This window comes from Streptomyces sp. CNS606 (assembly GCF_000426325.1).
On record NZ_KE384521.1, the window covers coordinates 515,660 to 528,517 of the forward strand.

Below are 12,858 nucleotides of genomic sequence, written 5' to 3' on the forward strand. Positions count from 1 at the left end.
GGCGGCGGGGCCTCAGAACGCGGCGCGGATCTCCCCGACGCGCGCGCCGCCGCCCAGCAGCGGGCTGTCCGCGAGGCGGTCGAGGACCGGGCCGGTGACGCCCAGCACGGCCAGGGCGCGGGCGAGCACGGGCCCCAGGGCGCGTACCGAACCGTCGTCGATCTTGAACGCCAGCGCGCGGCCGTCGGGCAGCGCCACCGCCTGCACGGCCTCCGCGCCCATCTTGGCCACCGCGCCCGGCACGTCCCGCATCACCCACGTGTCGTGCCGGCGGGTGCCCGCGACGTACTCGGGGTGGGCGCGCATGGCCGCCGCGACCCGTCCCTCGGGGGTGCCGTCGCCGGCCAGCGCGAAGGAGCGGAAGGTGCGGGCCAGCGCAGTGAGCGACACGGCCATCAGCGGCGCGCCGCACCCGTCCACGCCGGTGTGGGCGACGGGCTCGCCGCCCAGGTCGGCCACCGTGCCCGCGACCAGCCGCTGGAGCGGGTGGCCGGGCGCGAGGTAGTCGTCCGTCGACCAGCCGTTGATCTTGCAGGCTGCCAGCATGGCGGTGTGCTTGCCGGAGCAGTTCATCGCGACGCGGGTACGGGTGCCGCCCGCGGCGAGGTGGGCGTCCGCCTCCGCGCGGTCCAGCGGCAGGTCCGGCGGGCACCGGAGGTCGGACTCGGCCAGGCCGTGCTCGGCGAGCATCTTCTCCACCAGTTCCAGGTGGAAGCGCTCGCCGGAGTGGCTGGCGGCGGCGAGCGCGAGGCGTTCGCCGGACAGGTCCAGGCCGGCCCGCAGGACGGCGGCGGCCTGGACCGGCTTGGTCGAGGAGCGCGGGAAGACCGGGGTGGTGACGTCGCCCAGGACGAGGTCGACGGTGCCGTCGGCGGCGAGGGCGACGAGGGAGCCGCGGTGGTGGCCCTCGACGAAGCCGGAGCGGACGATCTCGGCGAGGATCGGGTGCGCGGGCGGCTGCTGCGCTGTGAGAGCGGTCATGGGCGGGGCCTCCGGGCGGTCCGCCCGGACCCGTCCGGGGTGACGGAGGGTGGGCGGTGCGCTGCGGGTTGTACGGTGCGTTCTGCGGGGACGCTCCTTACGGTAGCGGGTGCGCCGCCCTGGTCCGTGCACCGGGCATCCTTCCCGCTCCTCTCCCTGCGGCTCACCCCCGCCCGCGCCCCCACGCCCGCGTGCCCGGAGGGTGCGGAGGTGCGGTCCGTAGGCGGCTCAGACGGTTCTCAGGCCAGGAGGTCGTCGACGTGCGCCTCGCCCTCGCGGTAGCGGCGGGCGATCTCGGCGCTGCACGCGTCGGCCGTGCGGTGGAGGGCCTGGCGGCGGCCGGAGACCTGCTGCTCGTACCGGACCAGGCGGCCCATCGCGCCGTGCAGTTCGTCGTCGGTCCGCGCGGTGAGGTCGGAGAGTTCGACCTCGGCCAGCATCTCCTCCGCCAGCGCCCGGTACTCGGCGCGGTGCGGGGTGCCGACCGTGACGTGGCGGGCCGACTGGCGGTGCCGGGAGGGGGCGTCGACCAGGATTTCCGGCAGGAGGTCCAGCAGCGGCGAACCGGGCTCGGTGCGCCGGGCCAGTTCGGCGCGCAGGATGTCGATGCGGCCCTGGAGCAGCCGCCGCACGTAGCTGAGGTCGGCCTCCTCGCGCTGGGCGGCGCGGCGCAGGTCGCGCAGCTCGGGGAGCGTGCTGCCGGTCAGCTCCGGCGGCTCCTCCTCGCGCAGGGCCTCACGGGCCGCCGCCGCGCGCTGCGCGGGCGGCAGGGAGGAGGCGGCCGAGGCGGGCGTACGGCCGGAGGGGGCCGACGTGCCCCCGGGAGCGCGTCCGGTTCCGGCTGAGTCCATGGTGACGTCCCCTCGTGCCTTTTGCCCGTGGTGCCACGGTACGCACCTCGTGTACGCATCCCGTACGCGCATCGTGCCACCGCGTGGCCGTCGCGCGCAGCGTTCGGCACCCATACGGCGGCACCCCGCCCGTCCGCGTCGGGCGGCACGGCATCATGGCGGGCATGCGAGCAGTGGTGCAGAGAGTGGACGGCGCGCGCGTCGTCGTGGACGGCGAGCCGGTCGGAGAGATCGTCGGCGAGGGCCTGTGCGTGCTGGTCGGGGTCACGCACGACGACACACCCGCGAAGGCGGCGCAACTCGCCCGCAAGCTGTGGTCCGTACGCATCCTCGACGGGGAGAAGTCGTGTTCGGACGCGGGCGCACCGCTGCTGGTGGTCAGCCAGTTCACTCTCTACGGTGACGCCCGGAAGGGGCGCCGCCCCACCTGGCAGGCTGCCGCGCCCGGTCCGGTCGCCGAGCCGCTGGTGGACGAAGTCGTCGCGCAGCTCCGCGCGTTGGGTGCGGAGGTGGCGACGGGCCGGTTCGGCGCGCAGATGAAGGTGTCGCTGACGAACGACGGCCCGTTCACCGTGCTCCTGGAGGTCTGACGGGGTGCGGCGCCCGGCGGCGTCAGGGGGCGACGACGACCTCCTGCGCCGCCGCGGTGGCGTCCTCCCCGGCGATCAGCGGAGCGTCCACCGGCACGTTCCGCTTGACCAGCGCCAGGGCGATCGGCCCGAGTTCGTGGTGACGGGCCGAGGTGGTGACGAAGCCCAGCTTCCGGCCCTCGACCCCGTCGGCGGCCAGCCGCACCGCGTCGCCGTGCTGCGGGATGCGCACCTCGCTGCCGTCCAGGTGGAGGAAGACCAGCCGTCGCGGCGGCTTCCCCAGGTTCTGGACGCGGGCGACGGTCTCCTGGCCGCGGTAGCAGCCCTTCTGCAGGTGCACGGCGGAGCCGATCCAGCCGACCTCGTGCGGGATGGTGCGGTGGTCGGTCTCCATGCCGAGCCGCGGCCGGTGCGTCTCCACCCGCAGCGCCTCGTGCGCCAGTACGCCGACGGCGGGTCCGTGCGACTCGGCGAACGACTCCAGCGCCTCGCGGGGCAGGAACAGGTCCCGCCCGTGCGCGGTCTCCCGGGCGACGGCGTCGGCGGGGGTCTCCGCGATCGAACCGGCCGGCAGGTGCACGACGGCGTACGCGTCGGTGCGGTCGGCGGTCTCCACCCGGTAGAAGAACTTCATGGACTCCAGGTAGGCGAGGAGGTCGCCCTGGGTGCCCGGCTCGGTGTGCAGCCAGGTCGTCCCGCCGTCGTCGACCAGGTACAGCGCGTGTTCGACGTGACCGTGCGCGGAGAGGACCAGTGCCTCTGTGGCGTGCCCCGGCCGCAGGTCCTCCACGTACTGGGTGAGCAGCAGGTGCAGCCAGGTCAGCCGGTCGTCGCCGGTGACGGTGACCACGCCGCGGTGGGAGAGGTCGACGAAGCCGGTGCCGTCCGCGAGGGCGCGCTGCTCGCGGAAGAGGTCGCCGTAGTGCGCGGCGACGCCTTCGTCCGCGCCTTCGGCGGGGACGGCGCCGGGAAGGGAGAGGAGCGGGCTCTTCATGGCCCCCAGCCTACGGCGCGTCCTCACCCTCCTGCGCGGCCCGGTTGCGGCACTTCTCACAGCGTCCGAAGATCGCGAAGTGCTTCATGTCCGTCTCGAACCCGAAGCGCTCGCGCAGCGCGGCCGTGAAGGGGTCGGCGACGGACAGCTCCGCCTCGATGACCTCGGTGCAGTCCCGGCACACCAGGTGCATGTGGTGGTGCCGGTCGGCGAGGTGGTACGTCGGCGCGCCGTGCCCCAGGTGCGCGTGCGAGACCAGGCCCAGCTCCTCCAGCAGCTCCAGCGTGCGGTAGACCGTGGAGATGTTCACGCCGCCCGCGGTCCTCCGCACCTCGGCGAGGATGTCGTCGGGGGTGGAGTGCTCGAGCTTGTCCACGGCCTCCAGTACGAGCTGGCGCTGCGGGGTCAGCCGGTACCCGCGCGCCCTCAGGTCGCTCTGCCAGTCGGTGGTCACCACCCGCCCATTCTACGAGCCGCCGGGTGACGGTCGCCCCCCGTGCTCGGCCCAGGGGCGGTGCGGTGAGGGGCGGCCTACTTGAAGAAGGCGATGCCGTCGTCCGGGAGGTCCTTGAGGTCCTTCGCCCACTCGCTGGGGTCGACGACCTTCTTCAGGTGCGCGGACATGTACGGCCGCAGCGGCACCTCGGGGGTGGCCTTCTCGCCGACCCACATCAGGTCGCCCTTGACGTAGCCGTAGAGCCGCTTGCCGCCGCTGTACTCGCCGGCGGAGACGGTGCGGGCGATGGCGTCGGTGGCCAGGTCGATCTGCGGCTTCTGGTCGGCCAGCTCGCCGTACCAGACCTCGGCGACGCCCTGGTCGCGGATCATCACGGCCTCGACCTTGCGCTCGGCGTCGATGCGCCAGTAGCCGGTCTCGGTCTCCAGCGGCGCGGTCTTCTTCCCCTCGTCGTCGAGCACCCAGCTGTGCGAGACGTACTCCAGGAAGTCGCGCCCGTCGTGGGAGAAGGTGACCTCCTGGCCGAAGTTGCACTTGTCCGTGCCCGGGAATTCTGCGACGCCGGCACCGGTCCAGTTGCCGAGCAGGAAGGCGAGCGGAACCAGGTCCGGGTGCAGGTCGGACGGAATCTCGATCATGGGAACCAGACGATCTGTGGTGAACGGATGCGGCGGAAGGGGGTCAGCGCTGGCCCTGGTAGAGCTTCTTGACGACGAGAACCGTGAAGGCCAGGGTCCCGAGGCCCACCAGGACCATCAAGGTGGTGAAGAATGCGTGCAGCACGTCGGGCTCTCCTTGCGCGCTCTGTCGTGACGGGGCCGGCGCGGAGTCCGCGCCGGCCCCGAGTCTAGTCGCCGCCGCGGGCGGCCCGCCGGGCCGGTGCTGTGACGTGCACCGCCCCCGCGGTGCGCCCTGGCGGGCGGCTCAGCCGAGCAGCTGTGACTGGAGGATCACCGTCTGCTGGAACGGCACGGCGGCCGCTTCGCCCTTCCGTGACTGGACGATCACGGCGACGGTGTCCCCCGCGACCAGATACGCCTGCCGCACGTGCCGCTCACCGCGCGGCTCGGACTCGTCGAACGTGTAGTGCTCGATGTCCGGCACCTCGACGTCCTCCGGCCAGCCGTCGTCCAGCGTCGCCATCTCCCCGTCGGTGACCGTGACGTACGGGGAGGCCCCGCTGGCGGTGGTCGAGAGGAAGTCGCCGGGATAGGCGGCGCTGTTGAACCGGAGCAGGTAGACGGTGGTGCGGGTGCCGTCGGGCATCCGCCAGCCGCGGGCGGCGATGTGCCGGACCGCGGTGTCGCGCAGCGTCTGCTTCAGCTCGTCGCGGTCCGCGTCCACGTACGCCTGCGCGAACGTGTCGACGGACACCCAGGTGCCCTCGATGCCGGGCAGGTCCTCGTCACCGCGCGCTCCCCGCGGCGCGGGCAGCAGCAGGTCGCGGACGTCCGCGTGGTGGATCTCGCCGTCGTTGCCCTCGGCGAACGGGCGCGGCGAACCCTCCGGCAGAGCAGGGAGCTTCAGCTCCGGATACGCCCAGCGCCCGTCCGGCGCGGTGGCCAGGCCCGGCACATCCGTCCGCTCCAGCTCGGTGATCCCGTAGGCGACGCCGGTGCCGAGCATGCCGAAGACGGCCACGGCCGCCGTCCAGCGGGCGACTGCGCGCAGCACCCGCCGGCGGCGGGCGGGCGCGGAGGGTTCGGCCGGCGTCTCGTCCGTCTGCGAGGGCTCCGCCACCGGCCCGGCGGCGGGCGGGGACTCCGGCGGCGGTGCGTTCGTCGGCGCGGGCGTCGCGTCCGTCGGGGGGACGGTGGCGGGGGCCGCGTCCGGCGCGGCCGGCTCGGGGCCGGTCATCGTGGACTCGCTCATGCGCTGATCCCTCCGCCCTTGCTCAGCCGCTCCAACTGCTTCTCCAGCAGCTTCGCCACCTCTTTCCGGTCGAACTCCGTGCCGTCGTAGTCGTCGGACCCGGCAGCCGACAGGGACACCAGGACGTCGTCCTCGTGCGCCGTGCAGAACATCTCGCCGAGTTCCGCGTCGTCGTCCTCGGGCAGGAGGAAGCACTTGGCTGCGTCGTGGCCCTTGATCTTCGGTCCCTTGCGCAGGATCGAGAAGGCGTCGGCCAGTTCGCGCTGGAAGGTGTTCAGGTCCTCGACCGCGCCCCGGTCGCCCAGCTGCGCCAGCGTGATCTCGACCTCCAGGTCGTCGCTGTAGCGGGTGTACGACCGCATGGCCATGCCCTCGATGCGCAGCTTCCGCACGAAGCGGCGGTGTTCCTTGCGCTGCTTGCTGGGCAGGCTCTCCGAGCCCTTCCGGAACAGCGCCTCGGCCTCCGGGCCGGTCAGGTGGGCGTCGTTGCCGAAGCCCTCGACGTCGGGGCCGAGCCGGTAGTCGGCGGACACGGGGAGCAGTTCCTTGCTCAGCGGAGTGTCGACGCGCCCGTTCGACACGTCCGGCACCGGGTCGTCCACGGAGGGGGCCCTGGGCGGCGCCTTCCAGACCCTGGTGGCGGCCGTCCGGTCGGCGGCGTCCACGGTGACCTTGGTGTAGGCGAGCCCGCCCCCCGCCGCGCCCAGCACGAGAACCGACGCGAGGGCGAGGGTGAGTGTCTGCTTCCGGCGGGCGTTCACAGGCGCTCCAACTGACGCTCGGCGATGTCGCGGATCTCGTCGGAACCGATCGGGCCGGTGTCCGTGATGTGGATGTCCAGCACGATGTCGCCGCGGCAGGCGAGGGCGCGGGCGCCGTACACCGGGAGGTAGCCCGGCTCGCGGTACGGCGCGTCGTAGACCCAGTAGCGGCCGTCGTCCGAACCCTCGATCGGGTGGCCCCCGTTGCCGGCGAAGTCGTCGCCCACCATGTACGAGCCCTGCGACGACGCGTGGCCGGCAGCCGACCGCGCCGACAGGTCGTGGAACTGCAGCAGCACGACGCTGGTCACCTGGTCACCGTGCTCCCACTCCGTCGCCGCGATGCGCCGGACGTTCATCTCCAGGAGGCTGTCGAACATGCTCCCCGGCTGCTCGAACCCGCGGGCGTAGTCGGCCGGGGTCACCCAGCCGTCCGTGATCGGAAGGAAGGAGAACTCCCGCGCGCCCTTCGGCTTCTTCACCAGGAGCTTGCGGAGGTCGCCGTCGGTGCGGACGCGGCGGTCGTGCTTCGCCGGGACGGGTTCCCACGCGTCGGCCGGGACGTGCTCGTCCGGGTAGGACAGCTTTGCCTGGGACAGCGGGGGCAGCGGGGTGGGTGCGCGTTCGGCCTGGACGGTGTAGCCGGTGGCGACACCGGCCACGACGCCGAGCAGGGCGGCGGCCGCCAGCAGCAGGGTCGTACGGCCGCGCGGGCGGCGGCGGGCCGGCTCCTCCGGCACGTCCGCGCCTGGTGTGGCGGGGGCGTCGGCGAGGTCGGGCGCACCGGGCGCGGACGCGGGCGGGTCGTCGGGCGCGGTCGTGGGTCCCGGCGCGGTCGCGTCGGCGTCACCGGCCGTGCTCCCGGCCTCCGGCGCGGTCTCCGGCGCGGTCTCCGGCTCCGGTTCCTGTTGCGCCGCCGCGGGGGCGGCCGGCGGGTCCGCCGGTCTCGCGGGCTGGTCTTCCATGGGGCTCCTCATGTTCTCGTCAACGCGCTGACCGGGGAGGAGGCCGGAAAGTTGCCCTACGCATGATCACGATCCGGTTGCGGCGGGCCGGAGCGGGAGACGGCGGGGCGCCGCATACCGTGGGGGCATGGCGAAGAAGCTGGTGATCAAGGTGACGGCGGGGGCGGACGCGCCCGAACGCTGCTCGCAGGCGTTCACGGTGGCGGCGGTCGCGGCCGCCAGCGGCGTGGAGGTGTCGCTGTGGCTGACGGGTGAGTCGGCGTGGTTCGCGCTGCCGGGCCGTGCGGCGGAGTTCGAACTGCCGCACGCCGCACCGCTGCCCGAGCTGATCGAGGGCATCCGGGCGGGCGGCCGGATCACCCTGTGCACGCAGTGCGCCAAGCGGCGGGACATCGAGGAGAAGGACGTCCTGGAGGGCGTCCGGATCGCCGGGGCGCAGGTGTTCGTCAGCGAGGCGATGGCCGACGGCGCGCAGGCCCTCGTGTACTGACGCGACGACTGGTGCCGTGTCCGGACGCGCCGAGGGCCGCACCCCGGGTGTCCAACCCGTGGGGTGCGGCCCTCGGACCCGGTTCGGCCGGTCCGCGCCCGGACCGGCCTCGTCCGGTCGAACGGCTCAGACCGCGATCGCGACCTCGGCGAGCCCGCCCTGCTGGGCGACGACCGTACGGTCCGCGGTGCCGCCGGGCACCAGGGCCCGTACGGTCCAGGTGCCCTCGGCCGCGTAGAAGCGGAACTGGCCGGTCGCGGAGGTCGGGACCTCCGCGGTGAACTCGCCGGTGCTGTCCAGCAGCCGGACATAGCCGGTGACGGGCTCGCCGTCCCGGGTCACGTTGCCCTGGATGGTGGTCTCACCGGGCTTGACGGTGGAGGCGTCCGGGCCGCCTGCCTGTGCTCCGCACATGGGTGTCGCGTTCCTCTCGCTCGTGTGCCGTGGCCGACGGGCCGGCTCAGTTGTTGGCGCCGACCTCGACGGGCACGCCGACGAGCGAGCCGTACTCGGTCCAGGAGCCGTCGTAGTTCTTCACGTTCTCCTGGCCGAGCAGCTCGTGCAGCACGAACCAGGTGTGGGCGGACCGCTCGCCGATGCGGCAGTAGGCGATGGTGTCCTTGCCCAGGTCGACGCCCTCGGCTTCGTACAGCTCCTTCAGCTCGTCGTCCGTCTTGAAGGTGCCGTCGTCGTTCGCGGACTTCGACCACGGGATGTTGCGCGCGGTCGGCACGTGGCCGGGGCGCTGCGACTGCTCCTGCGGCAGGTGCGCGGGAGCCAGCAGCTTGCCGCTGAACTCGTCGGGGGAGCGGACGTCGACCAGGTTCTGCTTGCCGATCGCGTCGACGACCTCGTCGCGGAAGGCGCGGATCGACAGGTCCTGCGGCGTGGCCCGGTACTGCGTCTCCGGGCGCTCGGGCACCTCGGCGACCAGGTCGCGGGAGTCCAGCTCCCACTTCTTGCGGCCGCCGTCCAGGAGCTTGACGTCCTGGTGGCCGTAGAGCTTGAAGTACCAGTAGGCGTAGGCGGCGAACCAGTTGTTGTTGCCGCCGTACAGCACGATGGTGTCGTCGTTGGCGATGCCCTTCTTCGACAGCAGCTCCTCGAAGCCGGTCTGGTCGACGAAGTCGCGGCGCACCGGGTCCTGGAGGTCCTGCTTCCAGTCGATGCGGACGGCGTTGCGGATGTGGTTCTTCTCGTACGCCGAGGTGTCCTCGTCCACCTCGACGATGACCGTCTTCGGGTCGTCGATACGGGCCTCGACCCAGTCGGCGTCCACCAGGACGTCACTGCGGCTCATCAGTTCTCCTCCGGAAGCGGGGTGAGCAGTGTGGGTGCGTACGCGGCGGTACGGGCGCACGCCGGATGTGCCGCGCTGCGTGCGCCGGGGCGGCGCGGGAGCGCGAGGTGCGGGAAACGCGGGATGGAGCGCGGTCCGTGCGGCGGTGCGCGGCGGCGTCAGGCCGGCGCGGGGCGCCGGGGGACGGCCGTCAGACGGCTGTGCGACAGAGCATGGCGGCGACGCGGCAGAGGTCGACCGCCCGTCGCTTGGTGAGATCCGCCTGTCGCTTCATGGGCACGATCGTACGGAGGGGCGGGCCGGTCTGTCACCGCCGATCCGTATGGTGAGACGAGATCGTCCGCGAGGTGAGATGGAGGTGGAGGCGGGAAGGCCGGGACGCCCGGCGCCGCGGGGGCGACGGGCGTCCGTATCCGTTCTGCGGGCGGGGACGTCTCGCTCTGTGGACGAGAGTCCGTCCACGGGCGGACGAGGCGGTCAGCCGAGGGGCACGTCCGCGCCGGAGAGGGTGAAGCGCACGCCCCGCTCCGTCACCTCGGCGTCGTCCAGGGCGATGCCGGAGGGCAGCCCGCGCACGCCGGTGGTGAAGTCGATCCGCGACCTGACCTGCGCCTCGGCACCCGGGATCGAGGCGCCGGGCACGGCGTCGGCGTGCAGCTCCAGCTCGTCGCCGTTCACCTCGACGGTGCTGTAGATCGCCTCGGGGAGCTTCAGCTCCTGCCCGAAGATCTCGATGCCGACCTTGACCTTCACCTGGTTGCGGGCCGCCCGGTCCGCCCCGGCGTACGACACCTTCACGCCGGGGGGCGCTATGGCGTTGAGGTCGGCGTACGAGATCGACGCGCTGCCGGTGGCCCGCGCGGCGGTCCCGGTGTCGTAGCCCTCCCCGAGCCGGACGTCGGTCAGGGTGGCCTGCATCTGGGTCACGGTGATCTCGCGGTCCCCGGCCGCCGCCGTCATGCCGGTCAGCTCGACGTCCACCTCGTCGAGGTTCCGGTCCAGCACCTGGGTGAGGAAGGGGAAGCCGCGGATGTCGACGCTGGTCGACTCGGCGCCGGACAGGCCCTCGGCGGACCTGATCCGGTCGGCCGCCTCCTGCTCGGCGAGGTACACCGCCAGCCGGTCCGCTCCGGTGAAGAGGCCGGCGAGCACGAGCAGGATCACGAGTGTGCGACGTGTTGCGCGCATGCGGGCATCCCCCAGGGCAGGTGTTCGACTCCGGGGGAGCCTAACGTGCGTTCGGTCGGATCCGGATGAGAGCGCGGTGAGCACTCATCCGAGGGCGAGGCCGAGCCCGTACACCGCCGGGGCGGCGAGCGCGAGCGGCAGCGCGACACCGGCCGTCATGTGCACGAACCGGGAGGGGAAGTCGTAGCTCGCCGTCCGCAGCCCGGTCAGCGCGCACACGCCCGCCGCCAGGCCGACGCCCGCGGCGTGCAGACCGGAAGCGTCGAAGGCGGCCCCGGCCCGCACGGCGGCGTACCCGGCCCCGGCGGCGGCCGCGAGGGCGAGCACCGGCGAGACGTACGGCGGCAGCGGCAGCGCGCGGACCAGCGTCGCGGCGGCGATCCCGGCCGCGGCCACGGCGACGAGTGCGGCGGCCTCCGGGGCGGTTCCCGAGCCGCCGTCCGCGCCGGACTCCGCGGTGGCGAGCGTGGCCGTCCAGCCGCCCGCGACCACCGTCAGCGCGGTCGAGGTGAGCGCGACCGTCAGGGCGTAGAGGCGTTCGTCGGGGGCGGAGCGGTTGCGCAGGTGCAGTACGAGGTTCAGTACGAAGAACGCGCCGAGCGTCGCCGCCAGGGCCGTCGGCACGTGGGCCTTCCCGGCCAGCAGCATCGCCGCGTCGGCGGCGACGCCCGCGAGGAACGCGAGCGCGATGCCCTGCCGGGCCGGCCACATCCCGTTCAGCCGGAACCAGCCGGCCGCCGTCACGGCCTGGAGCACCACGACGGCGACGGCGAAGGCCGGCAGCGGCAGCCGGGCCGTGCCGGCGAGCAGGCCGGCGAGGACGGTGGTGAGCAGGGCCGGGAGGAGGCCCGGCGCGATGATCGGGCTGCGTCTGCGCGAACGGCGTCCCCCGGCCGCCGCGCCGCCGCCGTCGGCCGGTTCCCGCGCCGGTCCGTCCGGCGCGGATGCCGGGCCGGGCGCGCCCGGGTGCACAGGCGCCCGGCGGGGGGTGTGCGGGGACGCGGCGTGCGGGGCTGCGGCGGGCGGAGGCGCGTCCGCGGGCCGCTCCGGGGGCAGCGGGCCGGGCGAGGGATGCGGGCGGGCGCCGGTCACCGGGCACCCCCGGCGAACGGCGGGAGCACCTCGACGGTGCCGCCGTCGGTCAGCTCCACCACGCCGTGCGGGCGGCGGCCCACGGCGGTGCCGTCCACGAGGAAGGAGCAACGCCCGAGCACGCGGTCGAAGTCCGGCCGCCCGGCGTGGCGGACGCGGGCGGCGTCGAGGGCCTCGCCGAGGGTGCGGGCCTCGTACGCTTCCTCGGCGTGTCCGGCCGCGGCCTTGGCCGCGGCCCAGTAGCGGATGGTTCCGCGAGCCATCGTGGTTCGTCCCTCTCGCCGGCCGACTGCGTGTCGCCGGTGTGGTCGGTGTGGCAGGTGTCGTCGGTGCGCCCTCCATGATGGCCCCCGCACGGCGCTTCCCGTACCCTCCCTGCCCGCGGCGCCGTGCCTGCCGCCCGACGGCCGGAGGTCTCAGGCTGAGAGGGCGCCGGTCGCCCAGCGGGCGATGCGGTGCAGCAGGTCGTCCGGCGCGGCGTTCTCCGCGTGGCCGAAACCGTGCTCCACCCACAACTTTGTGCACCGCGGATCGGCTGCCCGCACCAGCCCGAGCGGATGGTCCAGCGGGAAGTACGCGTCCCGGTCGCCGTGCACGACGAGCAGCGGCGTCGGCGCGATCCTTGGCGCGACCTGCGTGGGGGACGGCGGCACCGGGTCCCAGTCCTCGGTGTGCACCCGGGTCCGCAGGCCCCAGCGGGAGACCAGCCGCCCCATCGGCCGCTGGACCACCCAGTGCAGCCGCCGCATCGGGGCGGTGCCCCGGTAGTACCACCGTGCGGGCGCGCTCACCGCGACCACCGCGTCCGTACGCTCCGCCGCGTCCTCGCACAGCGCCGCGTGCCGCAGGGCCACCGAGCCGCCCATGGAGAAGCCCACCGTCGCCACGGACCGGTGTCCCCTCTCCCGGGCCCAGCGGACGGCCGCCGCCAGGTCCAGCACCTCGCGGTCGCCCACGGTCGAGCGTCCGCCGGACCGCCCGTGCCCGCGGAAGGAGAAGGTCACCACCGCCGTGTGCCGGGCGAAGGCACGTGCCGCCCGGCGCAGCGCCGGACGGTCCAGCGCCCCGGTGAACCCGTGCGCGACCACGATCACCGGAGCGGCCGAACCCGCCGCGTCGCCGCCGCCGGACCAGGGCGTGTACGCCGCCTCCAGCCGCACCCCGTCCGCGGCCCGCAGCACCGTACGCCGGGCCTGGTCGACGGCCTTCGCGTCACCGTCGGCGACCGGCGGGTGACCAAGGCGAGCGAACTCACACTCCGATTCCCTGCTCATGTGGGCTATTCTGCTGGGAGAGGACTCGGGCAGCGCCGCCCCC

General features: G+C 73.9%; 17 protein-coding genes. 2 read left to right on the forward strand and 15 right to left on the reverse strand.

The genetic code is table 11. From position 1 onward, the window contains the following. Window positions 1-12: 12 nt before the first annotated feature. Window positions 13-981, reverse strand: a complete 969-nt coding sequence (locus K304_RS0123055) for an asparaginase (protein ID WP_027765641.1) — start codon at window positions 979-981, stop codon at window positions 13-15. A gap of 239 nt (window positions 982-1,220) precedes the next feature. Beyond that, a complete protein-coding gene (locus tag K304_RS0123060; protein WP_027765642.1) occupies window positions 1,221-1,832 on the reverse strand; it encodes an RsiG family protein in 612 nt (203 codons plus the stop codon). Window positions 1,833-1,996: 164 nt separating this feature from the next. Here K304_RS0123060 and dtd point away from each other — a divergent pair, with 164 nt between their 5' ends. Beyond that, the gene (gene dtd, locus K304_RS0123065; protein WP_027765643.1) at window positions 1,997-2,422 is read left to right on the forward strand and encodes a D-aminoacyl-tRNA deacylase; all 426 of its coding nucleotides are present in this window, start codon (window positions 1,997-1,999) and stop codon (window positions 2,420-2,422) included. A gap of 22 nt (window positions 2,423-2,444) precedes the next feature. Here dtd and ygfZ read toward each other — a convergent pair whose 3' ends face one another. From ygfZ to K304_RS30825, 6 genes are all read right to left on the reverse strand, one after another. Then, on the reverse strand, window positions 2,445-3,416 hold the full coding sequence (ygfZ, locus tag K304_RS0123070) for a CAF17-like 4Fe-4S cluster assembly/insertion protein YgfZ (protein WP_027765644.1): 972 nt from the start codon (window positions 3,414-3,416) through the stop codon (window positions 2,445-2,447). A gap of 10 nt (window positions 3,417-3,426) precedes the next feature. Then, on the reverse strand, window positions 3,427-3,873 hold the full coding sequence (locus K304_RS0123075; RefSeq protein WP_027765645.1) for a Fur family transcriptional regulator: 447 nt from the start codon (window positions 3,871-3,873) through the stop codon (window positions 3,427-3,429). A 74-nt stretch (window positions 3,874-3,947) separates the two neighbouring features. Continuing rightward, window positions 3,948-4,511: a heme-binding beta-barrel domain-containing protein gene (locus K304_RS0123080; protein WP_027765646.1), complete on the reverse strand. Its 564-nt coding sequence runs from the start codon at window positions 4,509-4,511 to the stop codon at window positions 3,948-3,950. Between the two features lie 286 nt (window positions 4,512-4,797). Next, window positions 4,798-5,745 (reverse strand): hypothetical protein, encoded by a 948-nt coding sequence (locus tag K304_RS0123090; protein ID WP_027765648.1) that lies wholly within the window; start codon window positions 5,743-5,745, stop codon window positions 4,798-4,800. Next, window positions 5,742-6,506 (reverse strand): hypothetical protein, encoded by a 765-nt coding sequence (locus K304_RS30820; protein ID WP_037791511.1) that lies wholly within the window; start codon window positions 6,504-6,506, stop codon window positions 5,742-5,744. Before K304_RS30820 ends, K304_RS0123090 begins: the two co-directional genes overlap by 4 nt. Then, on the reverse strand, window positions 6,503-7,471 hold the full coding sequence (locus tag K304_RS30825) for a hypothetical protein (protein WP_037791513.1): 969 nt from the start codon (window positions 7,469-7,471) through the stop codon (window positions 6,503-6,505). Before K304_RS30825 ends, K304_RS30820 begins: the two co-directional genes overlap by 4 nt. A gap of 127 nt (window positions 7,472-7,598) precedes the next feature. On the opposite strand from K304_RS30825, the gene K304_RS0123105 reads away from it, so the two are divergent. Continuing rightward, window positions 7,599-7,961 (forward strand): DsrE family protein, encoded by a 363-nt coding sequence (locus tag K304_RS0123105; protein ID WP_027765650.1) that lies wholly within the window; start codon window positions 7,599-7,601, stop codon window positions 7,959-7,961. Window positions 7,962-8,087: 126 nt separating this feature from the next. Here K304_RS0123105 and K304_RS0123110 read toward each other — a convergent pair whose 3' ends face one another. The 7 genes from K304_RS0123110 to K304_RS0123135 form a co-directional block, all read right to left on the reverse strand. Then, window positions 8,088-8,375, reverse strand: a complete 288-nt coding sequence (locus K304_RS0123110) for a DUF1416 domain-containing protein (RefSeq protein ID WP_027765651.1) — start codon at window positions 8,373-8,375, stop codon at window positions 8,088-8,090. A gap of 46 nt (window positions 8,376-8,421) precedes the next feature. Then, the gene (locus tag K304_RS0123115; RefSeq protein WP_027765652.1) at window positions 8,422-9,261 is read right to left on the reverse strand and encodes a sulfurtransferase; all 840 of its coding nucleotides are present in this window, start codon (window positions 9,259-9,261) and stop codon (window positions 8,422-8,424) included. 190 nt (window positions 9,262-9,451) lie between these two features. Continuing rightward, entirely contained in the window at window positions 9,452-9,535 is an 84-nt protein-coding gene (locus tag K304_RS34215) for a putative leader peptide (RefSeq protein ID WP_368857738.1), read from the reverse strand. Window positions 9,536-9,738: 203 nt separating this feature from the next. Then, window positions 9,739-10,449: an LmeA family phospholipid-binding protein gene (locus tag K304_RS0123120; RefSeq protein ID WP_027765653.1), complete on the reverse strand. Its 711-nt coding sequence runs from the start codon at window positions 10,447-10,449 to the stop codon at window positions 9,739-9,741. A gap of 84 nt (window positions 10,450-10,533) precedes the next feature. After that, window positions 10,534-11,541 (reverse strand): hypothetical protein, encoded by a 1,008-nt coding sequence (locus tag K304_RS30830; protein WP_051308741.1) that lies wholly within the window; start codon window positions 11,539-11,541, stop codon window positions 10,534-10,536. Next, window positions 11,538-11,804, reverse strand: a complete 267-nt coding sequence (locus tag K304_RS0123130) for a MoaD/ThiS family protein (RefSeq protein WP_027765654.1) — start codon at window positions 11,802-11,804, stop codon at window positions 11,538-11,540. Before K304_RS0123130 ends, K304_RS30830 begins: the two co-directional genes overlap by 4 nt. A gap of 153 nt (window positions 11,805-11,957) precedes the next feature. Further along, the gene (locus K304_RS0123135; protein ID WP_078529564.1) at window positions 11,958-12,815 is read right to left on the reverse strand and encodes an alpha/beta fold hydrolase; all 858 of its coding nucleotides are present in this window, start codon (window positions 12,813-12,815) and stop codon (window positions 11,958-11,960) included. Window positions 12,816-12,858 lie beyond the last annotated feature (43 nt).